Annotated in this window: 27 protein-coding genes; 20 read left to right on the top strand and 7 right to left on the bottom strand. The window is 44.2% G+C overall.

Annotated elements, in window-relative coordinates; translation table 11 throughout:
* Position 1: 1 nt before the first annotated feature.
* The 5 genes from pilQ (at position 2) to Q4592_RS17895 (ending at position 6,139) form a co-directional block, all read left to right on the top strand.
* Positions 2 to 2,074, top strand: coding sequence for a type IV pilus secretin PilQ family protein (pilQ, locus tag Q4592_RS17915; protein ID WP_303515724.1), 2,073 nt, complete (start codon positions 2 to 4; stop codon positions 2,072 to 2,074).
* Positions 2,075 to 2,244: 170 nt separating this feature from the next.
* On the top strand, positions 2,245 to 2,760 hold the full coding sequence (gene aroK, locus Q4592_RS17910; protein ID WP_137673876.1) for a shikimate kinase AroK: 516 nt from the start codon (positions 2,245 to 2,247) through the stop codon (positions 2,758 to 2,760).
* Positions 2,761 to 2,767: 7 nt separating this feature from the next.
* Entirely contained in the window at positions 2,768 to 3,844 is a 1,077-nt protein-coding gene (aroB, locus tag Q4592_RS17905) for a 3-dehydroquinate synthase (RefSeq protein ID WP_303515720.1), read from the top strand.
* A gap of 10 nt (positions 3,845 to 3,854) precedes the next feature.
* Positions 3,855 to 5,321: an AAA family ATPase gene (locus Q4592_RS17900; protein ID WP_303515718.1), complete on the top strand. Its 1,467-nt coding sequence runs from the start codon at positions 3,855 to 3,857 to the stop codon at positions 5,319 to 5,321.
* Between the two features lie 2 nt (positions 5,322 to 5,323).
* Positions 5,324 to 6,139, top strand: coding sequence for a Dam family site-specific DNA-(adenine-N6)-methyltransferase (locus Q4592_RS17895; RefSeq protein ID WP_303515716.1), 816 nt, complete (start codon positions 5,324 to 5,326; stop codon positions 6,137 to 6,139).
* Here Q4592_RS17895 and Q4592_RS17890 read toward each other — a convergent pair.
* Positions 6,136 to 6,318, bottom strand: a complete 183-nt coding sequence (locus tag Q4592_RS17890) for a DUF2970 domain-containing protein (RefSeq protein WP_303515714.1) — start codon at positions 6,316 to 6,318, stop codon at positions 6,136 to 6,138. The two genes, Q4592_RS17895 and Q4592_RS17890, sit on opposite strands and share 4 nt — an antisense overlap.
* 118 nt (positions 6,319 to 6,436) lie before the next feature.
* Between Q4592_RS17890 and rpe the strand changes: the two genes are divergently transcribed.
* The 9 genes from rpe (at position 6,437) to Q4592_RS17845 (ending at position 15,547) form a co-directional block, all read left to right on the top strand.
* Entirely contained in the window at positions 6,437 to 7,114 is a 678-nt protein-coding gene (gene rpe / locus Q4592_RS17885; protein WP_137673881.1) for a ribulose-phosphate 3-epimerase, read from the top strand.
* 9 nt (positions 7,115 to 7,123) lie between these two features.
* Positions 7,124 to 7,819 carry a phosphoglycolate phosphatase gene (locus Q4592_RS17880; RefSeq protein WP_303515709.1) on the top strand — a complete coding sequence of 232 codons (696 nt, stop codon included), beginning with the start codon at positions 7,124 to 7,126 and terminating at the stop codon, positions 7,817 to 7,819.
* A gap of 30 nt (positions 7,820 to 7,849) precedes the next feature.
* Positions 7,850 to 8,854: a tryptophan--tRNA ligase gene (trpS, locus tag Q4592_RS17875; protein WP_303515708.1), complete on the top strand. Its 1,005-nt coding sequence runs from the start codon at positions 7,850 to 7,852 to the stop codon at positions 8,852 to 8,854.
* A 146-nt stretch (positions 8,855 to 9,000) separates the two neighbouring features.
* A complete protein-coding gene (locus tag Q4592_RS17870; protein ID WP_303515707.1) occupies positions 9,001 to 9,909 on the top strand; it encodes a cation transporter in 909 nt (302 codons plus the stop codon).
* 88 nt (positions 9,910 to 9,997) lie between these two features.
* Complete coding sequence (locus Q4592_RS17865; RefSeq protein WP_303515706.1) at positions 9,998 to 10,579, top strand: aminodeoxychorismate/anthranilate synthase component II; 582 nt, start codon at positions 9,998 to 10,000, stop codon at positions 10,577 to 10,579.
* Between the two features lie 294 nt (positions 10,580 to 10,873).
* Positions 10,874 to 12,085, top strand: coding sequence for an aspartate aminotransferase family protein (locus Q4592_RS17860; protein ID WP_303515704.1), 1,212 nt, complete (start codon positions 10,874 to 10,876; stop codon positions 12,083 to 12,085).
* 115 nt (positions 12,086 to 12,200) lie between these two features.
* Entirely contained in the window at positions 12,201 to 13,232 is a 1,032-nt protein-coding gene (gene astA, locus Q4592_RS17855; RefSeq protein WP_137673887.1) for an arginine N-succinyltransferase, read from the top strand.
* A 40-nt stretch (positions 13,233 to 13,272) separates the two neighbouring features.
* Positions 13,273 to 14,742 carry a succinylglutamate-semialdehyde dehydrogenase gene (gene astD / locus Q4592_RS17850; RefSeq protein WP_303515698.1) on the top strand — a complete coding sequence of 490 codons (1,470 nt, stop codon included), beginning with the start codon at positions 13,273 to 13,275 and terminating at the stop codon, positions 14,740 to 14,742.
* 10 nt (positions 14,743 to 14,752) lie between these two features.
* Positions 14,753 to 15,547 carry a DUF1338 domain-containing protein gene (locus Q4592_RS17845; protein WP_303515696.1) on the top strand — a complete coding sequence of 265 codons (795 nt, stop codon included), beginning with the start codon at positions 14,753 to 14,755 and terminating at the stop codon, positions 15,545 to 15,547.
* Positions 15,548 to 15,595: 48 nt separating this feature from the next.
* Here the strand turns inward: Q4592_RS17845 and crp are convergent, their stop codons facing one another.
* Positions 15,596 to 16,234 (bottom strand): cAMP-activated global transcriptional regulator CRP, encoded by a 639-nt coding sequence (crp, locus tag Q4592_RS17840; RefSeq protein WP_016403770.1) that lies wholly within the window; start codon positions 16,232 to 16,234, stop codon positions 15,596 to 15,598.
* A gap of 211 nt (positions 16,235 to 16,445) precedes the next feature.
* Between crp and Q4592_RS17835 the strand changes: the two genes are divergently transcribed.
* Positions 16,446 to 16,850 (top strand): OsmC family protein, encoded by a 405-nt coding sequence (locus Q4592_RS17835; RefSeq protein ID WP_137673890.1) that lies wholly within the window; start codon positions 16,446 to 16,448, stop codon positions 16,848 to 16,850.
* Position 16,851: 1 nt separating this feature from the next.
* On the opposite strand, the gene Q4592_RS17830 is transcribed toward Q4592_RS17835, so the two are convergent.
* The 3 genes from Q4592_RS17830 to Q4592_RS17820 are packed head-to-tail and all read right to left on the bottom strand — an operon-like array spanning position 16,852 to position 19,002.
* Positions 16,852 to 17,721, bottom strand: coding sequence for a phosphoribulokinase (locus Q4592_RS17830; protein WP_137673891.1), 870 nt, complete (start codon positions 17,719 to 17,721; stop codon positions 16,852 to 16,854).
* 37 nt (positions 17,722 to 17,758) lie between these two features.
* A complete protein-coding gene (locus tag Q4592_RS17825) occupies positions 17,759 to 18,007 on the bottom strand; it encodes a YheU family protein (RefSeq protein WP_137673892.1) in 249 nt (82 codons plus the stop codon).
* Positions 18,004 to 19,002, bottom strand: coding sequence for a hydrolase (locus tag Q4592_RS17820; protein ID WP_303515685.1), 999 nt, complete (start codon positions 19,000 to 19,002; stop codon positions 18,004 to 18,006). Before Q4592_RS17820 ends, Q4592_RS17825 begins: the two co-directional genes overlap by 4 nt.
* A gap of 124 nt (positions 19,003 to 19,126) precedes the next feature.
* Between Q4592_RS17820 and Q4592_RS17815 the strand changes: the two genes are divergently transcribed.
* A complete protein-coding gene (locus Q4592_RS17815; RefSeq protein ID WP_303515684.1) occupies positions 19,127 to 20,518 on the top strand; it encodes a coniferyl aldehyde dehydrogenase in 1,392 nt (463 codons plus the stop codon).
* A 32-nt stretch (positions 20,519 to 20,550) separates the two neighbouring features.
* The gene (locus Q4592_RS17810) at positions 20,551 to 20,796 is read left to right on the top strand and encodes a DUF3624 family protein (RefSeq protein ID WP_303515682.1); all 246 of its coding nucleotides are present in this window, start codon (positions 20,551 to 20,553) and stop codon (positions 20,794 to 20,796) included.
* Here the strand turns inward: Q4592_RS17810 and miaA are convergent, their stop codons facing one another.
* Positions 20,797 to 21,726 (bottom strand): tRNA (adenosine(37)-N6)-dimethylallyltransferase MiaA, encoded by a 930-nt coding sequence (gene miaA / locus Q4592_RS17805; RefSeq protein ID WP_303515680.1) that lies wholly within the window; start codon positions 21,724 to 21,726, stop codon positions 20,797 to 20,799. It lies immediately after the preceding gene.
* Between the two features lie 118 nt (positions 21,727 to 21,844).
* A complete protein-coding gene (locus Q4592_RS17800) occupies positions 21,845 to 22,054 on the bottom strand; it encodes a DUF1127 domain-containing protein (protein ID WP_137673896.1) in 210 nt (69 codons plus the stop codon).
* A 792-nt stretch (positions 22,055 to 22,846) separates the two neighbouring features.
* Here Q4592_RS17800 and Q4592_RS17795 point away from each other — a divergent pair.
* The 3 genes from Q4592_RS17795 to Q4592_RS17785 all read left to right on the top strand — a co-directional run bounded on the left by Q4592_RS17795 (position 22,847) and on the right by Q4592_RS17785 (position 25,169).
* Complete coding sequence (locus Q4592_RS17795) at positions 22,847 to 23,971, top strand: alanine--glyoxylate aminotransferase family protein (protein WP_303515677.1); 1,125 nt, start codon at positions 22,847 to 22,849, stop codon at positions 23,969 to 23,971.
* A gap of 80 nt (positions 23,972 to 24,051) precedes the next feature.
* Positions 24,052 to 24,666 carry a flavin reductase family protein gene (locus Q4592_RS17790; RefSeq protein ID WP_303515675.1) on the top strand — a complete coding sequence of 205 codons (615 nt, stop codon included), beginning with the start codon at positions 24,052 to 24,054 and terminating at the stop codon, positions 24,664 to 24,666.
* A 2-nt stretch (positions 24,667 to 24,668) separates the two neighbouring features.
* On the top strand, positions 24,669 to 25,169 hold the full coding sequence (locus Q4592_RS17785; RefSeq protein ID WP_303515960.1) for a C40 family peptidase: 501 nt from the start codon (positions 24,669 to 24,671) through the stop codon (positions 25,167 to 25,169).
* The last annotated feature ends 144 nt before the right edge of the window (positions 25,170 to 25,313 follow it).

Below are 25,313 nucleotides of genomic sequence, written 5' to 3'. Positions count from 1 at the left end.
CATGAAGGGAAAGATGCTGCAAGGAGTATACAAAAGCGGCTTGCTGCTGGCTGGTGTGTTTTGTTGCATAACACAAGCTTGGGCAAATGCTCAGTTAATTCAACTAAACACTAACCCAATGGTGAAAGGAGCGGTGGAAATAGAGTTACTTTTCGATAAGCCTATCGATAATGTAAACGACCACCTCGAATATTCGCCTAATCAGTTGGTTATTGATGTTGCTAACGCTAGTTCTGCATTAAAAATTAACCCTCTACCCATTGAAGGTGGTGGCGTTAAGCAAGTTCAAAGTTTGCAAACTGAGTCAGGTTTGCAGCTGGTGCTAGCCTTAGAGCGATTGGTGCCTTACCAGGTAAGCAAAGACTCACAAAGGGTATTAATTAAACTTGGTGCACTGCCAATTGCGGCAGCGAATGCGCAAAGCTCTGTTGATGATGCTTTTGAAAATGCTAGCCGTGTTGAGCACGCCACCATTAATACCGTTGAGGGGATAGACTTCCGCCGCGGTAAAGGTGGTTCAGGCCAGGTGATGATTGATTTGAATAACAGTTCAATCGCTGCCGATATTAAGCGCCGAGACAACAGCCTAATTGTTGATTTTTACAATACCGATATTGCTGAAGAAAATGTTTATGTCATGGATGTAAACGATTTTGCTACACCAGTTGAAAGTGTAGAAGTGTTTAAACATGATGCTAAGGTACAGCTTAAAATCGCCATTGATGGTGACTTTGATTACCGTTATGACCAATCAGGCGAACTGTTTTTAGTTGAGGTTAAGCAGCTTGAACCTGAAGAAGGTGCCAAAGTTGAGTATCAGGGTAAGCCTATTTCCCTGAACTTCCAAGATATCCCTGTGCGTACGGTGCTGCAGCTAATTGCTGACTTTAACAAGCTTAACTTGGTTACCACTGATTCGGTACGCGGTAACATTACCTTGCGTATGGACGATGTGCCTTGGGAGCAAGCACTAGACATTATTTTGAAAGTGAAAGGCTTAGATAAGCGTTTAGATAACAATGTATTGTTGATTGCGCCAGCCGCTGAACTTGCTGAGCAGGAACGTCAACAGCTAGAAAGTGCTCAACAAGTGGCAGATCTAGCTCCGCTTTACTCAGAGTATATTCAAGTTAACTATGCTAAAGCGGCAGACTTATCAGCTTTACTGAAAAGCGAGCAGACTTCAATGCTGTCAGAGCGCGGTTCGGTAGCGGTTGATGATCGTACTAATACCTTGTTGATTAAGGATACTGAAGAATCACTAAATAACATCAAAGCGATGGTTGAAAAACTGGATATTGCGGTTAAGCAAGTCGTGATTGAAGCGCGGATGGTGACGGTAAGTGACGATGTTAGTGAAGAGTTAGGTATTCGCTGGGGTGTTACGAGTTCTGGTTCTGCTGGTAGTGGCACTGGTATTACTTCGGGTACTCTAGAAGGCGCTGACGATGTGCTCGCCGGTAACATCCCTGACTTGGATGACCGTTTGAATGTGAATTTACCGGTGGCAGACCCTGCTGGTTCAATCGCCTTCCAAGTGGCCAAGTTAGCCAACGGCCAAATTCTTGACTTAGAGCTTTCAGCTTTAGAGCAAGAAAACAAAGGTGAAGTGATTGCAAGTCCACGCATTACTACTGCCAACCAAAAAGCTGCGTACATTGAACAGGGTCGTGAAATCCCTTATGTAGAAAATGCTTCTAGTGGTGCTACCTCGGTCACCTTCAAGAAAGCGGTATTAAGCTTACGAGTAACACCGCAAATCACGCCTGACGGTAATGTGATTCTTGACTTAGTTATTACTCAAGATTCAGAAGGTGAAGCGGTACTCACACCAACTGGCCCTGCAGTTGCGATTAACAAGCAAGAGATTGGTACTCAGGTACTGGTTAAAAATGGTGAAACCATCGTACTAGGTGGTATCTACCAACAGCAAAATGTTAATCGAGTGAAAAAAGTACCTATTTTGGGTGATGTCCCAGGTTTAGGTTACTTGTTCCGCACGACTACTGAGAGTGTTAACAAGAATGAGTTACTGATATTTGTAACGCCTAAAATCTTGCTAGACACCCTGTAAACAAGCCTTTTAATCACTCTCAGGTCGAGTCATTCGATTTGAGAGTGATTTTGCGGTTGCCAAAGTCCCCTCCATACTGAGATAATCCCGCCCTGATCTTTTTACTAAGGTTTGAACATCACGTGCCCGCATTGCCGGGAGAAAATAGACAAAGACAAATTTGAAGAAGCATGGCTGAGAAACGAAATATCTTCCTTGTAGGACCAATGGGTGCTGGGAAAAGCACAATCGGGCGTCATTTAGCACAGCAATTACACTTGCAATTTTACGACACAGACCAAGAAATTGAACGCCGCACCGGTGCCGATATCGCTTGGGTGTTTGACGTAGAAGGCGAGGCCGGTTTTAGAGTTCGTGAAGAAGGCGTTATTGACGACCTATCTCAAGAACAAGGCATCGTATTAGCAACGGGTGGTGGTTCTGTTATTAGTAAAGAAAACCGCAATCATCTTTCTGCGCGCGGCATCGTAGTTTACTTAGAAACCACTATCGATAAGCAGTTTGCGCGTACTCAACGTGATAAACGTCGCCCATTACTTCAAACAGATGAACCTAGAGAAGTATTGGAAAATTTAGCGGGTGAGCGTAATCCCATGTACACCGATGTGGCCGATTACACCGTTAAAACAGACGATCAAAGTGCCAAAGCAGTGGCCAATCAAATCATCGAATTATTAGGATTCTAAAATAACAATGGAATGTTTGACGGTTGCTCTTGGTGAGCGTAGTTACCCCATTACTATTGGCCAAGGTTTATTAAACCAAGCTGATTTATTTAGTTCAGCCATCTCCAGTAAAAAGGTTATGGTTGTCACTAATACTACGGTCGCACCACTATATTTAGAGCAACTAATGGCTTGTTTAAGCGGCTACACCGTAGATGTAGTGAGCTTGCCAGACGGCGAGCAATACAAAAACTTAGACACGCTAAATCAAATCTTTTCAGAGTTGTTAGCTCAGCAACACAGCCGAGATACCACTATTGTGGCGCTTGGCGGTGGAGTGATTGGTGACATGGCAGGTTTTGCTGCTGCGTGTTATCAACGAGCGGTACCCTTTATACAAGTACCTACGACCTTGTTGTCACAGGTTGACTCTTCGGTGGGGGGGAAAACAGCGGTAAACCATCCGCTGGGTAAAAACATGATTGGTGCATTTTACCAACCTAAAGCGGTGATTATCGACATCAATTGCTTAGCTACGTTGGATAAGCGTGAGCTAGCAGCAGGCATGGCTGAAGTGATTAAGTATGGCATTATATATGATGCTGATTTCTTCAGTTGGCTTGAAGATAATCTTGATCAACTTATGAATTTAGACCCTGCTTTAATGACGCGTGCTATAGCTCGTTGTTGTGAAATTAAAGCCGAAGTTGTTGCTAAAGATGAGACTGAGCAAGGTATTCGAGCGCTCCTAAACCTTGGGCATACCTTTGGTCACGCTATTGAAGCTGAACAAGGCTATGGTGTTTGGTTACATGGTGAAGCTGTAGGTGCTGGCATGGTAATGGCCGCAGAAACAGCTGAACTGGCCGGTATGATCGATAAAACGCTTGTTGAACGAATGCGTAAGCTGATTGAACGAACGGGTTTACCAATTGTACCGCCGCAGAATATGGGCTTAGCGCAGTTTATTCCCCATATGATGCGTGACAAGAAAGTATTAGACGGAAAACTACGTTTAGTACTACCTAGCTCTATTGGTACAGCAGAAGTAGTTGATACAATTACTGAAAGTGATATAAAAACAGTTATCAGTCGATTTCAATAAGGCAATTTGAATGGTGGAAGTGCGGCGCGATGCCGAGTTTGCGCAATTGCAAAGTCAATTACGTTTGCGCGATAGACTTATCACCCAAATTCGCTTTAGTGCTAAATTCATTTGTGTAACGGGTGAGGCTGGCTCAGGAAAGTCATCCCTTGCTACTTCGGTATTAGAGCATGCCCCTTTTGCGAATCACGCTTTTGTTTCCGCAGCAGCCGATGAAGGCAGTAGGCTGCGTCGTGATTTGCTTCAACAGTTACTCAAAGACCCTCTCTTTAATCAAGACGATCCGCTATTTGATAGCTTCCAGCGCAATGTAAAAGAAAGCGCTGCGCCCTTGGTTGTGATAGTGGACAATGCACAGCACTTGAGCGCCGATATACTCAAAGAGTTAGTCGAGTTTTATCAACACTACAATCAACTTTATCATCACGATATGTCGCTGCTGTTGTTTGCAGAAGGCGGCACAGAGTTTAATGCGCAATTGGATGCGCTAAGCAATGACGTACTGTATTTTGATGTCTCTCCGTTAAACGAAAGTGAAGCATTTGAACTCGCTTCACTACTGTTTAATCGGGCAGACTATGTGGCTGAGTTTGAAAATCAACAAGCCATTGAACAACATATAGCCTCGGCGAAAGGAAATCCTCGTCTAATTTATCAATTTGTCGATCAAATCGTTACCGGAGATATTCCCATGTCAGAAGCAAGTAGTCCTAATCGTAACAAGCTCTATTTGGTTATCGCAGTGGTGTTATGTGCAGCTGTCGCCGGTTTGCTGGTACAAGTTATTAACGACTGGGGCGGCGATGGCGACAATAACGACAGCCGTATCGCACTCGCCTTGATGGAAGAGCCGACCTTAGCTAATGGTAGTTCACCAAGCCAAAGTGCTGCAGATACAACGTCGAGCAGTTCAAACCTACTCGGGAGTCAAGTCGAGACCGCAGAGCTCCCGTCTCAAGATTTACCGGAAGAACTTGATATTAGTTCGCAAAGCAGTAGCGATGAGCTACGAGTGATTGTTGAAGACGACGTAGTTAATAAACTATTGGCTGAGCAAAACGAGCCTAAAGCTGACACCGGCCAAGTGACAGAGATTAAAGATAACGATAACTTACTGGCGGAGCTGCCCGAAGAGGCCGTTAGCCCAAGCCTTGAAACGATGGAAAACAGTGACGTAGCAATTAAAGTTACCGATGTGAAATCCCTGTTAGAAGCTAAGCCAAGTAAGCATTACACCTTACAGCTAATGGCGCTGAATAACCGCGAGAAAGCTCAACAGTTTGTCTCTGCACGCCAATGGTCACTTGACGTTTGGGTTTATCGCTCAAGTGCTAACCCCAACGTACCCTATAAAATTATTTACGGTGACTTTGCTACTCGCGAAGAAGCCCAAGCCGCTCGCACAAGTTTAAAACAGCAAAATCTAGATTCATTGATTAAGCAATTTAAACAGGTACAGTTTGAATTGACGCAATAGAAATGAAGAAAACTCGTGCTTTTTTAAAGTGGGCTGGCGGAAAATACGGCCTAATTGAAGATATTCAACAACAACTTCCTGAAGGCGATACTTTAGTTGAACCTTTTGTTGGCGCTGCTTCGGTATTTCTAAATACCGACTATTCTCGTTATCTGTTAAGCGACATTAACCCAGATTTAATTAATCTGTATAAACTTTTGCAAACAAGTCCGCAGAAGTTCATTAACGACGCCAAGCTTTACTTTACGCCTGAGTGTAATCAGAGTGAGTTTTACTATGAGGTGCGTAAGCGGTTTAATGCGACTACAGACAGCTATCAACGTTCCTTAATGTTCTTGTATATGAATCGTCATGGCTACAATGGTCTGTGTCGCTACAATCGGAGTGGTGGCTTTAATGTGCCCTTTGGTTCTTACAAACGACCTTATTTTCCTGAGCATGAGTTAGCGTTTTTTGCTGAGAAGGCGAAGCGTGCAGAGTTTCGTTGTTGCAGTTATGTAGACACCTTTGCTGACATTAAAGCCGGCGACATTGTTTATTGCGATCCACCTTATGCTCCCCTAAGCCCTACCGCCAGTTTTACCAACTATGCCAGTAAAGGCTTTAATCGCAGCGACCAAGAACGTTTAGGCGAATTAGCAATAGCTGCTCAGCAGCGCGGGGCATCGGTGTTGATTAGTAATCATGATTTACCACTAACACGCACTATCTATCAAAGCAGTGAGTTGAGTCAGCTAAGTGTGCGCCGTACTATTAGCCGGAAGGGGCATAAACGCATGAAAGTGGCCGAATTACTGGCTTACTACCACGCTAATTAAGTAATCACTTTTACTAGTAGCGCAATACTCAGTACAAACATTATCACCATCACAATGCCTAACACGATAAATTTCCACGCTTTGCCTTGGCTGAAGTCGTGTTGGCGTTGCTTGTCTGATTGAACACCAAATAGTGCTCCCAGTACGCTTTTGAACAAAGATGCAGTTTTACCAGCCATTTTTTGCTCCTTAGAATGTGAAATTTCAGCATGCCATAAAAACTATCTTTGTACAGTGATTGGATCACGGCACAAGCTGCGCTAAAATTGCGCACTTTAAAATCCAATGGTTATCCCAATGAGCAAACCCTTTTTAATTGCCCCTTCAATTTTAGCTGCCGATTTTGCCCGTTTGGGTGAAGAAGTAGAAAACGTATTAGCTGCCGGTGCAGACGTGGTTCACTTTGATGTAATGGATAACCATTACGTACCAAACTTAACAGTTGGTCCTATGGTGTGTAAGGCGCTTCGCGACTACGGTATTACCGCTCCGATTGATGTGCACCTAATGGTAAAACCGGTTGACGCAATTATTCCGCAGTTTGCTAAAGCAGGCGCTAGCATGATTACCTTCCATGCTGAAGCGTCTGAGCACATTGACCGCAGCTTGCAGCTGATTAAAGAGCAAGGCTGTAAAGCGGGCTTAGTGCTTAACCCTGCAACACCTTTGCATTGCCTTGACTACGTAATGGATAAGCTAGACATGATTTTGTTAATGTCGGTTAACCCAGGTTTTGGCGGCCAGAAATTTATTCCAAATACTCTTGATAAGCTGCGCGCGGTACGTAAAAAAATCGATGACAGTGGTTACGATATTCGCTTAGAAATTGATGGTGGCGTAACCCCTGACAATATTGGTGAAATTGCCGCTGCCGGTGCCGACATGTTTGTAGCAGGGTCTGCTATTTTCAGTAAGCCTGATTACAAAGCAGTAATTGACCAAATGCGTGCTGAATTAGCTAAAGCAACAAAGTAAGGCCAATTAATGACTCAGTTAAAACAGATTAAACTTATCGCTTTTGATTTAGATGGCACCTTAGTGGATAGCGCTCCAGATTTGGCTTTAGCTATAAATGCTATGTTGGTGGATTTAGGGCGTAGTGAATTCTCAGAGCAAACTATTCGTCATTGGGTTGGCAATGGTGCAGAAGTGCTGATTAAACGTGCCTTATCTGGTACTTCTGTTATTGCTGAAGATTTAGATGAAGCTTTGTACCTCAAAGCCAAACCGCTATTTAATCGCCACTATAGCGAAAGGCTCTGTGTCGCCAGTAAACTTTATCAGGGAGTAGGGGAAAGTCTTGCCGCGCTTGCGGAGCTAAATATTCCCATGGCCATTGTTACTAATAAGCCAGGTTTGTTTACCCAACCTTTATTAGAACAGCTAAATCTTGCACGCTACTTTGACGTAGTATTGTCGGGCGACAGCTTAGCACGTAAAAAGCCAGACCCACTGCCGTTACAGCATCTTGTAGAGCACTATCAATTGAATATCGACCAGCTTCTTATGGTGGGAGATTCAAAAAATGATATTCAAGCGGCAAAAGCGGCGGGTTGTGCCTCTCTGGGCTTGACCTACGGCTACAACTACGGTGAAGATATTGCACTAAGTGGCCCCGAATTTGTGGCAGACAGCCTTGAGACTTTAGTAGAGCTAATGAATGGCTCGGTAACGGCTTAAGCCCATCGTAATTGTTTGAATAGGAACATCATGAGTAAACCCATAGTATTAAGTGGCATTCAGCCTTCAGGTTCGTTAACCATTGGTAATTATATTGGGGCAATAAACCAATGGATTGACATGCAAAACGACTACGACTGTCACTTCATGTTAGCCGACTTACACACTATTACTGTTCGCCAAGAGCCTACGCAGTTTAAGAACCAGGTATTAGATGGTTTAGCCATGTATATTGCTTGTGGCTTAGATCCAGACAAAAGCACCATATTTGTTCAGTCACAAGTACCAGAGCATGCTCAACTAGCCTGGGCGCTTAACTGTTACACTCAAATGGGCGAACTGAATCGCATGACTCAGTTTAAAGATAAGTCGAGTAAGTACGCCAGCAACACTAATGCCGGTTTGTATACCTACCCAGCGCTTATGGCGGCCGATATTCTATTGTATCAAGCCAATGCTGTTCCTGTTGGAGACGACCAAAAGCAGCACCTTGAGTTAACCCGAGACATTGCTCATCGTTTCAATACGCTTTACGGTGACATTTTCACTGTGCCAGAACCATTCATCCCTAAGTTTGGTGCGCGAGTTATGTCGCTTCAAGAGCCAACTAAGAAGATGTCAAAGTCAGACGACAACCCTAAAGCATTCATCTTGCTAAACGATACACCAAAGCAAATCGCTAAGAAGATTAAAGCATCGGTGACTGATTCAGATGAAGCCGCGCGTATCTATTTTGATCGTGATGAAAAGCCAGGTGTATCAAATCTACTAACTTTGCAATCGGTCGCTACCGGAAAATCGATAGATGAGTTGGTGGCTAGCTATGAAGGTAAAATGTATGGTCACCTTAAAGTTGACACGGCAGACGCAGTGGTGGCGATGATAGAACCCATTCAGGTGCGCTATCAAGCACTACGCGACGACGAAGCAGCCCTACAAGCCATTATGGCGAAAGGTGCAGCCCGTGCTAGTGAGCAAGCCAGTAAAACCCTAGAGGCGGTTTATGATGTTTTAGGTTTCATTCGCTTAAAGTAGCAATTTGTTCTAAGTGTTAAAGCCCAGCCAAGCGCTGGGCTTTTTTATACCCAATAGTTAACGCTAGTGACTTAGCTGCCCGCTTGCTAGTATTTGCTGTAATATCAACATATTGATTTAATCGGCCAATGCCGAGGAGCGAGTAGATGGATCTGGAACGCAAAACTCTGGTGTATTCGGCGGTTATCGCCTTGATACTGTCTCTATGGGGCATTGCTATGGGGGTGCACACCGAGTCTGGCGCTATCATGTTAGACGGGGTTTTTAATCTACTGTCCTCAGTAATGGCCTTTACTGGGATCCGCATTGCCTACCTCACCAGCCAAAACTACAACGAACGCTTTCCTATGGGCTACTTTGCCTTTGAGCCGCTAATGGTAATGGTGAAAGGGATCTCTATTCTGGTGCTGGTTGCGTTTGCTTTGTCGGCGAATTTGCAAACCATGTTAGCTGGTGGTCGCGAGCCGCAAATTGGCATGATGCTGATTTATGTCGTGCCCGCCGTGTCTGGTTGTTTATTGGCTTGGTGGCTATGTTTACGCAGTAATAAGCTGCAGGCTTCTAACTTACTGCTGGCTGAGCAGCAAGGCTGGCTAATAAACTCGGTGATCTCCGGTGCCATTGGCGTAGCATTAATCATTGTATTACTTATTCAAGACAGCAGCGTAGGGTGGATAGCCCGTTATGTAGACCAAATTCTAGTGATTGTATTTTCACTTATCTTCTTAAAAGACCCTTACCTACTGGTTAAAAATGGCTTTAAAGAACTACTACTGAGCGCTCCTGAACCCGAACATACCAAACCATTTACTCAAGCCTTAGAGCAGCAAACCATGTTAAATGGTTTTGAGTTAGGAGAGATAGTGGTGATGAAAACCGGTCGTCGCTTTTGGGTCACCATAGAGGTGGTGTGCAGGAATCATCAACTTGCGCTAGACGATATGGTTCAGCAGAGAAAACAAATTCGTAGTTTGGCTAATCAGTATTACCAGAATAATTATACCGAAATTGTATTTGTTGAACCCTCAGAGCAAGGCGAATTTTCTGCTGGATGAAAATTATTACAGCAGCTCGAAATGTCGCTGCCTGCTAACTAAAAATCAGCTACTATAGCGCTTTTAACCTGCAGGCTATTCTGGTTACATGCTACTGATTATCGACAATTACGATTCATTTACCTACAACCTCTATCAGTACTTTTCGCAGCTGAATGTAGAGGTTGTGGTTCGTCGTAATGATGAGATTAGCATTGAACAAATTAAGCAGCTTGCACCGTCTCATTTGCTTATTTCACCAGGTCCATGTTCACCCAATGAAGCAGGGATTTCTCTCGCGGTTATTGCCGAGTTTTCTAACACGCTGCCCATTCTTGGTGTGTGTTTAGGACATCAGTGTATTGCACAGCACTTTGGCGGCAAAGTAGTGCGTGCGGCTCAAGCCATGCATGGCAAGGTAAGGCCGGTATATCACCAGCAAGATTCGGTATTTAGTGGGCTCGCTAACCCAATGGCTGTTACTCGTTATCACTCCTTGGTGGTTCAGGCAAACAGCTTACCGGAATGTTTAGAAGTGACAGCTTGGAGCCACAATGATGCAGGTGAAAAGCACGAAATTATGGGGCTTAAACATAAGCATTTACCGATACATGCGGTGCAGTTTCACCCTGAAAGCATTCTTACAAAGCAAGGTCTGCAGTTGCTAAGTAACTTTATTGATTCTAATTAATAGAATGAATGGGCTTTAAAATGATTTAATGCATTGATTATATAGAATGAATAAATAATGCATATTTATGCTTGATGATTTTGATGTGAGGGCATTGCAAGCAATATTCCCTACGCTATTATTAGAACTATGCACTGAATATGCTTAAAAATGGCCATATTTTGTATGGCTTAATGGCTGAATACTCAGACATCGCTCTCGATATTTGCCATAATCGCCAAACTCTTTACATACTATTAACCTTTCTGGCCTTTGACATAAAGGGATCGCCAGAAAGCTAAAGGAGAACACTACATGTCACACGCTGTTACTCGCGCGCTATTCGATGAAGTTATGGTTCCTAATTACGCCCCGGCGGCTATTATTCCGGTTAAGGGCGAAGGTTCACGCTTATGGGATCAAAAGGGCCGAGAGTATATCGACTTCGCTGGTGGTATTGCGGTTAGCTGTTTAGGGCATTGTCACCCTGCGTTGGTGAAAAGCTTAACCGAACAAGGTCAAACCTTGTGGCATCTAAGTAATGTATTGACTAACGAACCAGCTCTGCGCTTAGCCAAAAAATTAGTCGACAGTACCTTTTCTGAAAAAGTGTTTTTCTGTAACTCGGGTGCCGAGGCAAACGAAGCCGCGCTTAAATTAGCGCGCCGTTACGCAATTGAGCATGGCTCAAAAGACAAAACCAAAATCATTGCCTTTGAACAGGGCTTCCACGGTCGCACCTTCTTTACTGTTACCGTAGGCGGTCAAGCTACATACTCAGATGGTTTTGGTCCTAAGCCGGGTGATGTCGAGCATATCCCTTACAACGATTTAGCGGCGCTTGAAGCGATTATCGACGACCAAACTTGTGCAGTGATGATGGAGCCGTTGCAAGGCGAAGGTGGCATTATCAGCCCAGATTTAGCCTTTGCAAAAAAAGTGCGTGAGCTATGTGATAAACACAATGCGCTACTTATCTTTGATGAAGTACAAACAGGTGTGGGCCGTACTGGCGAGTTGTATGCCTACATGGGCCTAGATGTGACGCCGGATATTCTTACCTCAGCCAAAGCCTTAGGTGGCGGTTTTCCAATCGGTGCGATGTTAACCACTACTGAGATTGCGGCTTCTATGAAAGTAGGAACCCACGGCAGTACTTACGGCGGTAACCCATTAGCTTGTGCCGTAGCAGAAACCGCTTACGACATTGTAAACAGCGAAGAAGTGCTAAACGGTGTTAAGCAGCGCGAACAATGGTTTAGAGAAGCCTTGAATGCCATTAACGAGAAGTACCAAGTATTTTCAGAAATACGGGGTAAAGGTTTGTTACTGGGAGCTGTGCTAAACGAGCAATACCAAGGCCGAGCGCGTGACTTTTTAGTGGCAGCGGCCGATCAAGGCTTAATGGTATTAGTCGCTGGTGCTAACGTAGTGCGCTTCACGCCTTCTTTAATTGTCCCTCAAGCTGATGTTGAACAAGGCATGCAGCGTTTCGAGCAAGCTGTTGCCAACGTGGTAAACGCTTAGCGTTTTTGGGCTGGCCTTAGCAATAAGGCCAGCCAAGTTATACTTTTTAACTATCAAGAGTAGTGGCTAATATTTAGCTACGGTTCTGTGCTATTCAAAAAAGGGAGATGTAGCCATGTTAGTTATCCGTCCTATTAAGGAAACGGACTATCCTGCCTTGTTACAAATGGCGGTTGGGTCTGGGATAGGCTTTACTTCTTTACCGGTTGACGAGCCTTTATTGCGTGAAAAATTAGCGCATTCTATTCGTTCGTTTGCAACCGATACCGATAAACCTGGCGACCAACACTATTTAATGGTGGCGGAAGATACCGTAACCGGTGAAGTGGTTGGCACCAGCGCCATTGATGCTGCTGTAGGCATGAGCAGTCCATTTTACACTTATCACCTAGGCAAGGTGGTTCATGCTTCACGTAGTTTAAACGTTTATAACGTGGTGGAAACGCTCACGCTAACCAATGACTACACTGGCGTTACTGAACTATGCACCTTGTTCTTACAAGAATCGCACCGTCAAGGTCAGAATGGTCGCTTACTATCTAAGTGTCGTTTCTTACTCATGGCTGAACACCAAGAGCGCTTTAATGAATCGGTCATTGCCGAGATGCGCGGTGTATCCGACGAGCAAGGCCGTTCGCCATTTTGGCAATGGTTGCAAGATAGCTTCTTTAGCGTGGATTTCCCCACTGCCGACTACCTTACAGGCGTAGGCAAAAAAGAGTTCATTGCCGAACTGATGCCGAAATATCCCATCTACGTGAATTTGCTTAGTAAAGAAGCCCAAGCGGTAATTGGTGAAGTGCATGAAAAAACGCGGCCAGCACTGCGTTTGTTGGAAGCCGAAGGCTTTTGCAAACACGGTTATGTAGATATTTTTGATGCTGGACCAACGGTAGAGTGTCCTTTGAAGTTGATTGAGAGTGTTAAGCACTCTTTTAAACTCAAGATTCGTATTGGACAGCCTAGTGATGCAGCTGAAGAGATGTTACTCACCAACGCGCGTCTTCAAGACTTTCGCGCCTGTGTATCAGCTATCGATATTAATCTACAGCAGCAAACAGCGCTTATTTCGCCAGAAGCTGCAAACGCATTATTGGTAAATGAAGGAGCAAGCATTCGCGTGGGTGCCTTGCGTTTCGAGCAATAGAACTTCGCCTACGGGCAGCATTAAAGGATTTGAGCTAGTAATGGAACATTTAAATCAGTTTATTAATGGTCAATGGTTAGCAGGCGAAGGGACCGTATTTGAGTCTATAGACCCAGCTAAAAACCTTAGTGTGTGGCAAGGCAAAGCAGCGCTTTCTTCACAAGTTGATAATGCGGTAGCTGCCGCACGTGAAGCGCAGTTTGCTTGGTACATGAGTGGCGTTGAATCTCGCCTTGCAGTGATCAAACAGTTTGCCCACTTGCTGGAGCAAAACAAAGAGCAACTGGCGTTAACCATTGCCCAAGAAACCGGCAAGCCATTGTGGGAAACACGCACCGAAATAGCTGCCATGATCGGTAAAATTGCTATTTCAGAAAAAGCCTATTATGAGCGCACTGGGGAGTCATCTTCAGAGTTGCCTATCGCGACCGCGGTATTACGTCATAAACCGCATGGTGTCGTAGCTGTATTTGGCCCTTATAATTTCCCCGGCCACCTGCCTAATGGGCATATTGTTCCGGCCTTAATTGCCGGCAATACTGTGGTACTTAAACCATCTGAATTGACTCCTTCTATCTCCGAGCGAGTGGTTAAATTGTGGCAGCAAGCAGGTTTGCCTGAAGGCGTGCTTAACTTAGTCCAAGGTGAGGTTGATACAGGCAAGGCCTTAGCCTCGCACGCTGGCATTGACGGCTTGTTCTTTACTGGTAGCTCAAATACCGGTCACGTATTGCATAAACAGTTTGCCAGTCAGCCAGATAAGATTTTGGCCTTAGAAATGGGCGGCAATAATCCTCTTGTGGTTGATAAAGTAGAAGACATCGATGCTGCGGTGCATGACATTGTGCAATCTGCCTTTATTTCGGCAGGCCAGCGTTGTACCTGTGCTCGCCGCTTGTTTTTACCTAATAACGAACAAGGCGAGAAAATTCTGAGCCGCTTAGTGGAAGTAACTAAAGCCATAGAAGTGGGCGAATACGACGCTGAACAGCAACCGTTTATTGGTGCCATGATTAGCGCGAAAGCGGCAGCTGGTATGGTGGCAGCACAGCAACAATTATTGGATTTAGGGGCTAAGTCCTTAGTTGAGCTTAGCCAAGCAGATCCAAGTAAAGGTTTTGTTAGCCCAGGAATTGTAGATGTCACGGCAGTGGCAGAACTGCCAGACGAAGAATACTTTGGGCCTTTGTTACAAGTTATTCGTTACGCTGATTGGGATGAAGCGATAGCCCAAGCCAACAATACTCGTTATGGCCTCTCGGCTGGTTTACTTAGCGTGGACGAGGACAAGTGGGAAAACTTCCGCCACCGTATTCGCGCAGGCATTGTGAACTGGAACAGATCAATTACTGGCGCTTCAAGTGCTGCGCCGTTTGGTGGAGTGGGGGCTTCGGGTAATCATCGCGCGAGTGCCAAATATGCGGCCGACTACTGTGCTTATCCTGTTGCATCTATGGAAGGTAAAGCCAGCGTATTACCAGCAAGCTTAAGCCCTGGCCTGCACTTCTAAGGAGTGAGTTATGACTGTAGATTTGTTTTTTGAGCGCTTGTGGGAGCAATACTTGGCGGTTACACCTAGTGCTGACTCTATTCATCAGCTACTCGGTAAAGGTGCTGAGGTAGTGAATGATCACATTGCAGTGCGTACCTTTAATTTACCTAATACCGGTGTTGATGCCTTTGCTAAGCATTTAATCGCTATGGGTTATCGAAAGGGTGGGGAATATCATTTTGCCAATAAACACTTGGATGCTGCACATTTTGAACACGATGACCCCACTGTTCCAAAGGTGTTTATTAGTGAGCTGCAGGTAGAAAGTTTGTCGCCAGAGTCTCAAGCGATTGTTCAAGGCTTAGCTGCACAGGTAAATAACGACTTATACCAGCGACCAGAGGTATTTTTTTCCGGACGACCTTGGCAGCTTAGCTATGCTGAATACCAAACACTGCTTAACGAAAGTGAATATGCGGCTTGGTTAGCGGCCTATGGTTATCGAGCCAATCATTTTACTATTTCGGTGAATCAACTTGCGGGTATGGATGATTTACAGCAAGTGAATCAGCAACTAAAAGAGGCTGGTTTTAGCTTAAATACTGCAGGGGGAGAGATCAAAGGGTCGCCAGAGGTGTTGCTAGAGCAGTCTGCCACCTTGGCCGATCAAGCTGAAGTGGTATTTAGCGACAGTAAGCACAGTATTCCTAGCTGCTTTTATGAGTTTGCCTTGCGTTATCCCAAGCCTAACGGAGAGCTTTATTCGGGCTTTGTAGAAGCCTCAGCAGATAAAATATTTAGCAGTACCGATCGCTCCCACTAAAACAAAAAAAGCCGCATTTAGCGGCTTTTTTATTAGCGTGGTAGCTTACTAGCGTGTGCCGTAAACCACTATAGTTTTACCGTGTGCGGTAATTAACTCTTGCTCTTCTAACATCTTAAGAATACGACCTACCGTTTCGCGTGAACAACCAACAATTTGGCCGATCTCTTGGCGGGTAATCTTAATTTGCATGCCGTCTGGATGCGTCATCGCGTCAGGCTGCTTAGCTAGGTTTAATAAGGTCTGTGCAATTCGACCAGTAACGTCCAAGAATGCTAAGTCACCTACTTTTTGGCTGGTGATTTGCAAACGGTTCGCCATTTGGCCTGAAAGGCGCATTAAGATCTCAGGGTTAACTTGGATTAGCTGACGGAATTTCTTGTAAGAAATCTCCGCTACCTCGCAAGGACTTTTAGCCCGGATCCAAGCAGTACGAATTGGATTTTCAGTGTCTTCGAAAAGACCCAATTCACCCATGAAGTCACCTTGATTCAAGTAAGACAAGATCATTTCCTTGCCTTCTTCATCTTTAATCAATACTGCGACTGAACCTTTTACAATGTAGTAAAGCGTTTCAGCTTTTTCGCCAGCATGAATCAAAGTACTTTTTGATGGGTACTTATGAATGTGACAGTGAGAAAGAAACCACTCCATCACCGGATCAGCTTGAGGTTTGCCAATTACCATATTAAAGAAATCCTCTGTCTTTATAATTATTTGCTAGCTTTATAACTAACAAATTGTATTTATTGTTGTAGTCGTCCATTCCGCCTCTAGCATAAAAGGCTTCGGGCTTTGCTGCAAGGCATTTATACGCCTTTAGTATGAGGCAAACACTAGCCTTGAACCTTGACCTAGATTAAGCTGGCTGACGAAATATTCCCTAGGAGAATCTAACATGAAAGCGACCGTTACGTGGTCTAAAGAACTACAATTTATTGGAGAAAGTAGCTCAGGTCACCAAATTTTGATGGACGGTGACAATGCACAGGCTGCTGCAAGCCCAATGGAGTACGTATTAATGGCCGCTGGTGGCTGTAGTTCAGTAGATATTATCTCAATTTTGGGCAAAGCGAGACAGCAAGTCACTGATTGTAAAGTTAATCTAGATTCTGAACGGGCCGAGGGAACCCCCCGAGTATTTACCAAGATTCACTTAGAGTTTGTGGTAAAAGGGCATGATTTAAGTGAAAAACACGTAGCGCGCGCTGTGCAACTAAGCATGGAAAAGTACTGTTCAGTGTCATTAATGTTGAGTAAAAGCTGTGATATAAGCCACAGCTATCGTATTGAAAGCGCTTAACTTAGCGAATTTTTCCTGTCTCTAATAGTTGTTGAATCATTGGCGACAGGATCAGCTCCATGGCAAAACCCATTTTACCGCCTGGTACCACAATGGTGTTTTGCCGAGACATATAAGCGCCGTCAATCATTTGCAGCAAAAACGGAAAGTCGACGTTTTTCAGCCCTCTAAAGCGAATGACCAACATGCTTTCGTCTAATGTCGGAATGCTTTTCGCGCTGAAGGGGTTAGAGGTGTCCACCGTGGGCACGCGTTGAAAGTTGATATGTGTACGCGAAAACTGCGGGGTAATGTAATTAATGTAGTCGTCCATTGAACGTACTATTGATTCTTGCACTGCTTCACGTGAATGGCCTCGTTCAGTGGTATCGCGTACCAGTTTTTGAATCCATTCTAAGTTAACAATGGGGACCATGCCGATAAGTAGGTCCACTTTAGAGGCGACATTTTTCTCGTCATAAACCACACCGCCATGCAAACCTTCATAGAATAATACGTCGGTTTCTTCAGGTAAGTCTTGCCAAGGAGTAAAAGTACCCGGCATTTGGTTATATGGTACTGCTTCGTCAAAAGTATGCAGGTAGCGGCGGTATTGACCAGTGCCATTCTCACCATATTGTTTGAAGAATTCGTACAGTAAATTGAAGTCGTTGGCTTCGGGGCCAAAATAGCTAATGTGTTTGCCGTGTTCGCGCGCTTTACGGATTGCCACGTCCATTTCTGGGCGAGTGTAGCGATGGAAACTGTCACCCTCGATAAACGCCGCGTTTAGCTTGTGCTGTCTAAACAGGTGGGCGAATACTTCGCTGGTGGTAGATGTTCCTGCGCCTGAAGAACCGGTAACGGCAATAACGGGATGCTTAGCTGACATAGTGGCCTTATCTGTTGGTGATGATTATAAACATGGTTTACCCATCATCCTGCTGCCCTTCCATGGCAGAGGCATCAAACTGCTCTTTGGCAATTAAGTTTACTGTTTCGTGAAGCTCTGAGTATACGATTAAAACCGAACCATTAATAACTTGTTGTTTAATTTGTTCAAGTTTCTCGCTTAAGCTCAGCTCTTGCTCACCGTAGTCAGTCCCTTCGCGTAATACATAACTCTCTAATAATGCATCGAAGGTATTAGGATCTAGTTGCTGCCAAGGAATAATCATTTATCTGTTTGCTCTAATTGCTGCTTAAACCAATGCGGAATACTCGATTCCAACCAAAATTTGGGGCGCAGCAGGCTACCACCAACAAAACCTACGTGTCCACCTGTGTCACTTAAACGATACTCCACTGCCTTGCTTAGCTGACTGGTATTAGGAATCACTCGTTGGTCCATAAACGGGTCATCGGCAGCGTGAATTAACAGGGTAGGGTGTTGAATGTCTTTTAATAGCGGTAGACCGCTACAACGCTGATAGTAATCTGCTGCGCCTTTAAAGCCATGGGCCTTAGCTGTGTAATGTTCATCAAATTCCACAAAGTTGCGCCATTGTTGAACTTGCTGAGGTTTTAAGGGGGCTTGATGAGTTTGGGCGATTTTTTTGACCAGATTGTCTTTCATGCGAGACAGCAAGTGATGCTGGTAAATTTTGGAAAAACCTTGCTGCAAGCGTTCTGAACACGCGGCTAAATGCAGTGGTGGAGAAACAATAACCGCCGCTTTAACAGGGGAGCTAGGTGTTTTTGCTAAGTAGTTAACGAGCATGTTGCCCCCTAGCGAATAACCTAAAGCTAATAAAGGCGCATTAGGAAACTGCTGCTGCAAATGCGCAATGCATGCGGTGGCATCGCCTATTTCGCCACTGTGATATCCCCGCCATAGTTTATTGGCTTTACCGCTGCAGCCACGAAAGTGCATCACAACCGCGCGCCAGCCTTGTTGTTGGCAAGCTTGCAGAATACCCTTGGCATAAGGAGAATTTACACTGCCTTCTAAACCATGAAATACCACTACAATAGGTTGTTCGGGAGTTGCAGCTTGAGCGCTATCTATCCAGGCTAAATCTACAAAGTCGCCGTCGCTTAGCTCAAGCTTTTGCCAATCGAGTGTGATTTTTTTTCGCCTTAATAAAAAGGTGGGAAGTAGCGTTTGTAGATGTTTGTTGCTGGCCCACCATGGCGCTTTAAATTGACTTGGGTTAATGCTTTTTCTCCACAATATAGCTAGCTACAAACTATGTGCTTAGTCATAAAATTGTTCAAGCTTTGTCATTTTTATTTACAAGTTACCGTTGGTAACATAATCTAGATTAACGTAAGACAAACTATTATTGGTGGCGCCCATGAATCAGCAGCAACTTAATCAAGATTTATCTCGTATGCAGGCAGCGTTTAAACAACAAACGTATCCAACGTTGCAGCAGCGAAAATACCATTTAGACCAGCTGCTGGCACTTATATTGGAAAACCAAAGTGCCATTATAAAGGCTATTAGCGAGGATTTTGGCCATCGAAGCTCTCACGAAACTCAGCTGATTGAAATATTCCCTTCTATTGAAGGGATCCGTTATGCACTTAAGCACTTAAAAAAATGGCTTAAGCCGCAACGGCGTGGCGTTAGTATTTGGCATTTTGGGGCTAGTAATAGCGTAGTTGCGCAGCCGTTAGGGGTTATTGGGGTTATCGTACCTTGGAATTATCCCTTGTACTTAGCCATTGGTCCCTTAACCGACGCATTGGCGGCGGGCAATAAAGCAATGATTAAAATGTCAGAGCTAAGCCCGCACCTTACTAAGCTGCTGATAGACCTAATGCCTCAATACCTGCCTGATGACGTAGTGAGTATTTACGCTGATGATGGCGACCTAGGCCCGCTGTTCTCTGGTTTGGCCTTTGATCATCTAGTCTTTACCGGTTCTACCAATACTGGCCGTAAAGTGATGCAAGCCGCTGCCGCGAACCTTACCCCAGTAACGCTAGAGTTAGGTGGTAAGTCTCCGGTGATTATTGCTAATGATTACCCAATAAAGTTAGCGGCTGAACGCATTATGATGGGTAAACTATTTAACGCAGGGCAAACCTGTGTGGCTCCCGATTACATATTGCTACCTAAATCTCAGCGCCAAGCCTTTATCGATGCTTGTTTGGCTTACTGCAAAAAGCACTATAGCGATTTATCTGATAAATCTATTTCAAGTATTATCTCCAGTGATTTTCTGGCCCGCTTACACGAAATACTAGGAGATGCAGAGCAGCAGGGAGCCAATACTACTCCGCTTATTGCAGGCGAAAGTAGTGGCAAAATAGCACCTACTTTAATCTTCGATGCTCCAGCTACAACCACCTTGATGCAGCAAGAGATATTTGGGCCATTATTACCTGTGGTTGAATACGAAGAACTTGCAGAGGCAATTGCTTATGTTAATCAGCATGAACACCCGCTAGCGCTTTATGTATTTAGTAATCAACAGCAGCTACAACAGCAAGTGATACAGCAAACCCAAGCGGGTGGGGTATGTATTAACGAGGTATTGCTGCATGTAGCACAGCATGAACTGCCATTTGGTGGAGTAGGGGCAAGTGGTATGGGCCATTATCACGGCTATGATGGATTTGTGCAGTTCTCAAAAATGCTGCCTATTTTCAAGCAAGGGCGTTTTGCGGCGATTAGCCTAATGCAGCCACCTTATAACAAGTTTACTGATCTCTTGATCAAACTGATGACGCGTGGATAATTAGCGTAATTGAAACCAGTTGAGTCGCCATTGTGAGCTGTCAGTTTTGCCAAAAAGCGTGGTTTGTAGAAAAGTTAGGACGTTGCCAGCAATGCATGTTGCTGGCGAATCTTGGTTGGCTGGTTATGTTGCTTTTAAGTGTAATGTATAGCGGTAAGGTCGCGGTTTATCAGCTGAGCTTATGGTTAGCTTTTGCAGCCTTTGCTTTGCTAAGTTTGGCTCATTGGCTGATGTTTTGTTATTACCGCTGGTTTGCCTCAGAGCCACCTTCTAATTAACTAGCTTGTTAAGCTATGTAGCTGTGGCTCAACAACCTGCTTCGCTTGTTCTACTAAGTCATACTGTGGATCCAGCCAATGAATCACATCGCCACGACGTTCCATTTTCCTAAACCAAGTGTCTTGGCGCTTAGCAAATTGATGAATCTGTGAGTTTAGCTTTTGGAACATATCGTTGTAAGTGAGTTGTTCTTGTAAGTGCTGGGCAACCAAGCGGTATTCTAAACCGTAAAACTCCAGCTTTTGATAACTTACCCCCTCTGAATGCAAGCGCTGTACTTCTTCAATCAAGCCTTCTTCTAAGCGTTGTTTTAGGCGCAGCGTGATGCGCTCGCGTAATACCGAGCGATCCCAGCGGATCCCGATATATAACGGCGTAATAGTTGGGTGTACCGCTACATCTTGCCCGCTGACTTGAACATCGGCTTCAGCAATCTCTATCGCTCGCACTAAGCGTGGCCGTACTGTTAAGTCGGTGCTGTTATGTTGCTCTGGTTTTAAGGCGAGCAAACGTTGCTGTAGCGTTTCCAAGCTAAGCGTGGCCAGTTCGTCTCTAAGCGCTTTGTTTACCGGCGCTTCGTTCAATTGGTAGTTTTGAGTGACTGCGTCAATATAAAGCCCCGTTCCTCCCACCATAATGGGTAACTTTTTAGCCTGTTTTATTTGTGCGTAAGTCGCAAAAAAATCTCGCTGAAAATGAAACACACTATATTCAGTATCGGGTTCAACGATATCGATCAGGTGATAGGGGATCTCCTGATACTCAGCAAGATCTTTCCCTGAGCCAATATCTAAACCACGATACACCTGCCGTGAATCCGCTGATAGCACTTCGCCGTTATAGTGGCGAGCTAATTCCACACCTAAGTGAGTTTTACCTGAGGCGGTAGGGCCGAGTACTACGATGAGATTGGCTAAGTCAGTTTGCATAGTGTTTTTCAAAGCGGGTTTTGCGGGGAATGGTAACAAGAAAAAACAAAAACGGCATGTGCAAAGCAACATGCCGTTCTAAATAAGCCTGAGATCCTTGGCGAAAAACGAGTTTGTTTTAGTTTTCCCAGAAGTGCTTACGAGACTCTTGGTAGCGATCAGCTTCGCTTAAACCAATATCACGTAATAAGTACGCAGGTAATTGGGCTAATTGACGTCGTGTTTTTTGGCGTAACAGCCAAACATTACAAAGTTGGTAAACCTCTACAGCGTGCTGTAAGAAAGACGTGTTTTTGTTGTTGCCGATAGTATTTGTGTTAGTGCTCATAATCTAGGACCTCATCTCAGTTGATGGGGCCATCTTAGGCTTGCTCTGGGGCTTTCTCAAACAAAATAAACTGCATCTTTTTCATTAGAAAAACTAATTTAACTTTCTTTTCTGTGGAGCTTTATTTTTAGTGAAAAAATAGGCGAATAGTTATTCATTAAAATGAATTTAGAGTACAAATTCTAGCGAGGAATAATTAACTATTGTTTAGATTTTGAACCAAGTTTCTAGATTTATAGCCTGTTTGTTAAGTAGAGTTACAAGGAGGAGGGTTTGATCGCGATTTGACTATTTATTCTACGCCATTTTAAGTGCTCTAATAATTGCCTTTACCTTTTATCTGTATGGCTTTGTTGGACATTGTTAAAGTCGGGCTGTTTTATGTTTTAGATCAATTTTCAGGTACTAGATAGGCTTAACAAGCTCGTCCTTACTGGTGATCTCCAGGTTAAATTTTGTACTTTTTTGTTAATGCGTTGTTGGTGGTTTGATCTTATTCAAGTAAGTGCTGATTATTGGGATTTTTCAGCTATTCACTAACTGTGATGTTAACCTTATTAGACTTAGTTATATTTATTAAATGGCTCGCAGTGTTGTTTTAGATTGAAACTAGCAATTGCTTATCAATATCGAAGTTGTTGCCGAGCGCTTCACTGTGCAATTTATAGCGTTAAACAAAGTGTCGATGCGCAGCTGTACATTTTACGTTCAACTTTTGTTAAGGCAATGTTAGAGTAATTACGCAACACAGATAATTACAATAAATAACAATATAAATATAAGGACATTAGGATGGACGTAAGTTCTTTTAATCCCCCGCGCCGTACCTTAATGGGTCCAGGCCCTTCAGATATTTCTCCTCAAGTATTACAAGCGCAAAGCCGACCGATTATTGGTCATTTAGATCCCTTGTTTGTGAATATGATGGATGAGATTAAAGCCTTACTGCAATATGCATTTCAAACGACTAATCAGCATACGTTCGCGGTATCAGCACCAGGCTCTGCAGGCATGGAAACGTGCTTTGTTAATCTACTTGAGCCAGGCGATAAAGTAATTGTATGTATTAACGGTGTATTTGGTCAGCGCATGCTAGAGAATGCGGAGCGCTGTGGTGCGGTGCCTATCGTCGTTGAAGACAATTGGGGAGAACCGGTTTCTCTTACTAAAGTCGCTAAAGCATTTGAGCAACACCCAGATACCAAAGTGTTGGCGTTTGTACATGCAGAAACATCCACCGGCGTCGCATCAGACGCACAAGCCTTATGTGCCTTAGCCAAGAAAAATGACAGCTTAACTATTGTAGATGCAGTGACTTCATTGGGAGGCATTCCTCTTAAAGTAGATGAATGGGGCATTGATGCCATTTATTCTGGCAGTCAAAAGTGTTTGTCCTGTGTACCTGGCTTGTCTCCAGTTAGTTTTAGTCAGGTTGCAGTAGATAAACTCAAGCAACGAAAAACTAAAGTTCAAAGCTGGTTTTTAGATCAAACCTTAGTCATGGGTTATTGGTCAGGCGAGCAAAAACGCTCGTATCATCATACTGCTCCAGTAACAGCTTTATATGCCTTACACGAATCCTTACTCATGTTATATAAAGAAGGATTAGAAGCATCTTGGCAACGCCATGCTCAGCAACATGCTGTACTTGCTGAAGGCTTAGCTAAACTAGGTTTAGATTTAATGGTGGATGAGAGTTGCCGCTTGCCTCAGTTAAATCTGGTGGCCATTCCTGAAGGGGTAGACGAGCAAGCAATTCGCTCTCGGTTACTTAATGATTACAATTTAGAAATTGGTGCCGGCTTGGGTAAGTTTGCAGGTAAAGCTTGGCGTATTGGTTTGATGGGCTACGCAGCTCGCCAAGAGAATGTTAGCTTGTGTTTAGCGGCATTGTCTGAGGTAATGGCTAAAGACTAATTATTTCGTTCTATACTGATAAACAAACCCGCTATTGCGGGTTTGTTGTTTACCACCTTCCTATATTAAGGAGCTTTTAGGTGTATATCGACTTTGCCGACTTGTTAAGTAACCAAGTTTATCATTGCATGACTCAAACCATTGTACCTCGTCCTATTGCGTGGGTACTTAGCGATAATGGCCAGCCAACTTCTTATAATCTCGCTCCTTTTTCTTATTTCACTGCAATTAGCTCAGATCCACCATTGATCATGCTATCAGTGGGTAAGAAGCCTGACGGGAGTGATAAAGACACCAAGGTCAATATTCAGAACGGTAAATACTGTGTAGTGCATATCGCCAGTGCAGAACAAGCCAAGCAAGTAACGGAATCAGCAAAAACCTTGCCTTATGGTGAATCTGAGATTGTTCAACAGCAACTAGAACTTGCTTCTTTCGAAGGGTTTGCATTACCACGTTTAGCTGATGCACCTATTGCCATGGCGTGTGAACTGTTTGAGATGCAGTCTATCGGGAATACGCCACAGTCGATGATCATCCTTAAAGTATTACACCTATATATAGAAGAACAATTTGCCACAATGAATGACGGCCGTATGAATCTAGATACTAACGCGCTAAATCCTTTAGGCCGTTTAGGTGGTGGAGAGTACTGGGCAAACGGTCAAAGCTTTACTATCCAGCGGCCTAAATAGTGATGAAGTTTGAATTAGCTAATAACGTCGCGCGTAGTTACCAGCTTCTGGCTTTGTTCATTGCTGGAATGTGGCTGGTGGGTTGCAGTAGTCAGTCATCTACTAGCGGTGGGGTGAACCAGCAAGCTAATTCAATAAGCAGCGAGCAAACTCTGTTCTTGGCTCTACATAAGCATTGGCAAGGTACGCCCTACAAATTAGGGGGGGCGAACAAAGCAGGGATTGATTGTTCCGCTTTTGTGCAACATCTATATAGTAGTATCTACCAAAAGCAGCTTCCTCGAACTACACAAGCCCAAATGCAGCAGGGTAAAACCGTTAACTTAGCTAAAGCGCGTACCGGTGATTTGGTGTTCTTTAAAACCAGCCATAAAGTGAGACATGTTGGTGTCATTTATGACCAACAGCACTTTCTTCATGCATCTACTTCTAAAGGCGTGATCTTTTCTCGACTCGATAATGTTTATTGGTCACCAAAGATCATCACGATAAAACGGCTCTAATTGTAGATAAAACCAACTAAAATCACAGCTTCTGACTACTATCTGAACACTTGACTCGATTTCTGTGATTTTCTTCAAAAAACGCTTGCACCAAAATCGCGGATCCCTATAATGCGACTCCACTGACACGGCAAGCGGCGCTGC

The organism is Agarivorans sp. 1_MG-2023, from assembly GCF_030548385.1.
Classification (GTDB): Bacteria; Pseudomonadota; Gammaproteobacteria; order Enterobacterales; family Celerinatantimonadaceae; genus Agarivorans.
Note: the sequence above shows the minus strand (reverse complement) of the source record. Positions and strands in the feature narration are given on the sequence as shown.

Bases quoted from the DNA above. Each gene is read 5' to 3' on its own strand.
- crp (WP_016403770.1), bottom strand. From the start codon at position 16,234: ATGGTAATTGGCAAACCTCAAGCTGATCCGGTGATGGAGTGGTTTCTT.
- Q4592_RS17895 (WP_303515716.1), top strand. From the start codon at position 5,324: ATGAAGAAAACTCGTGCTTTTTTAAAGTGGGCTGGCGGAAAATACGGC.
- Q4592_RS17825 (WP_137673892.1), bottom strand. From the start codon at position 18,007: ATGATTATTCCTTGGCAGCAACTAGATCCTAATACCTTCGATGCATTA.
- Q4592_RS17785 (WP_303515960.1), top strand. From the start codon at position 24,669: ATGAAGTTTGAATTAGCTAATAACGTCGCGCGTAGTTACCAGCTTCTG.
- Q4592_RS17830 (WP_137673891.1), bottom strand. From the start codon at position 17,721: ATGTCAGCTAAGCATCCCGTTATTGCCGTTACCGGTTCTTCAGGCGCA.
- miaA (WP_303515680.1), bottom strand. From the start codon at position 21,726: ATGCAAACTGACTTAGCCAATCTCATCGTAGTACTCGGCCCTACCGCC.
- aroK (WP_137673876.1), top strand. From the start codon at position 2,245: ATGGCTGAGAAACGAAATATCTTCCTTGTAGGACCAATGGGTGCTGGG.
- astA (WP_137673887.1), top strand. From the start codon at position 12,201: ATGTTAGTTATCCGTCCTATTAAGGAAACGGACTATCCTGCCTTGTTA.
- Q4592_RS17880 (WP_303515709.1), top strand. From the start codon at position 7,124: ATGACTCAGTTAAAACAGATTAAACTTATCGCTTTTGATTTAGATGGC.
- aroB (WP_303515720.1), top strand. From the start codon at position 2,768: ATGGAATGTTTGACGGTTGCTCTTGGTGAGCGTAGTTACCCCATTACT.
- Q4592_RS17890 (WP_303515714.1), bottom strand. From the start codon at position 6,318: ATGGCTGGTAAAACTGCATCTTTGTTCAAAAGCGTACTGGGAGCACTA.
- Q4592_RS17835 (WP_137673890.1), top strand. From the start codon at position 16,446: ATGAAAGCGACCGTTACGTGGTCTAAAGAACTACAATTTATTGGAGAA.
- Q4592_RS17865 (WP_303515706.1), top strand. From the start codon at position 9,998: ATGCTACTGATTATCGACAATTACGATTCATTTACCTACAACCTCTAT.
- pilQ (WP_303515724.1), top strand. From the start codon at position 2: ATGAAGGGAAAGATGCTGCAAGGAGTATACAAAAGCGGCTTGCTGCTG.
- trpS (WP_303515708.1), top strand. From the start codon at position 7,850: ATGAGTAAACCCATAGTATTAAGTGGCATTCAGCCTTCAGGTTCGTTA.
- Q4592_RS17800 (WP_137673896.1), bottom strand. From the start codon at position 22,054: ATGAGCACTAACACAAATACTATCGGCAACAACAAAAACACGTCTTTC.
- Q4592_RS17845 (WP_303515696.1), top strand. From the start codon at position 14,753: ATGACTGTAGATTTGTTTTTTGAGCGCTTGTGGGAGCAATACTTGGCG.
- Q4592_RS17870 (WP_303515707.1), top strand. From the start codon at position 9,001: ATGGATCTGGAACGCAAAACTCTGGTGTATTCGGCGGTTATCGCCTTG.
- rpe (WP_137673881.1), top strand. From the start codon at position 6,437: ATGAGCAAACCCTTTTTAATTGCCCCTTCAATTTTAGCTGCCGATTTT.
- Q4592_RS17815 (WP_303515684.1), top strand. From the start codon at position 19,127: ATGAATCAGCAGCAACTTAATCAAGATTTATCTCGTATGCAGGCAGCG.
- astD (WP_303515698.1), top strand. From the start codon at position 13,273: ATGGAACATTTAAATCAGTTTATTAATGGTCAATGGTTAGCAGGCGAA.
- Q4592_RS17795 (WP_303515677.1), top strand. From the start codon at position 22,847: ATGGACGTAAGTTCTTTTAATCCCCCGCGCCGTACCTTAATGGGTCCA.
- Q4592_RS17900 (WP_303515718.1), top strand. From the start codon at position 3,855: ATGGTGGAAGTGCGGCGCGATGCCGAGTTTGCGCAATTGCAAAGTCAA.
- Q4592_RS17860 (WP_303515704.1), top strand. From the start codon at position 10,874: ATGTCACACGCTGTTACTCGCGCGCTATTCGATGAAGTTATGGTTCCT.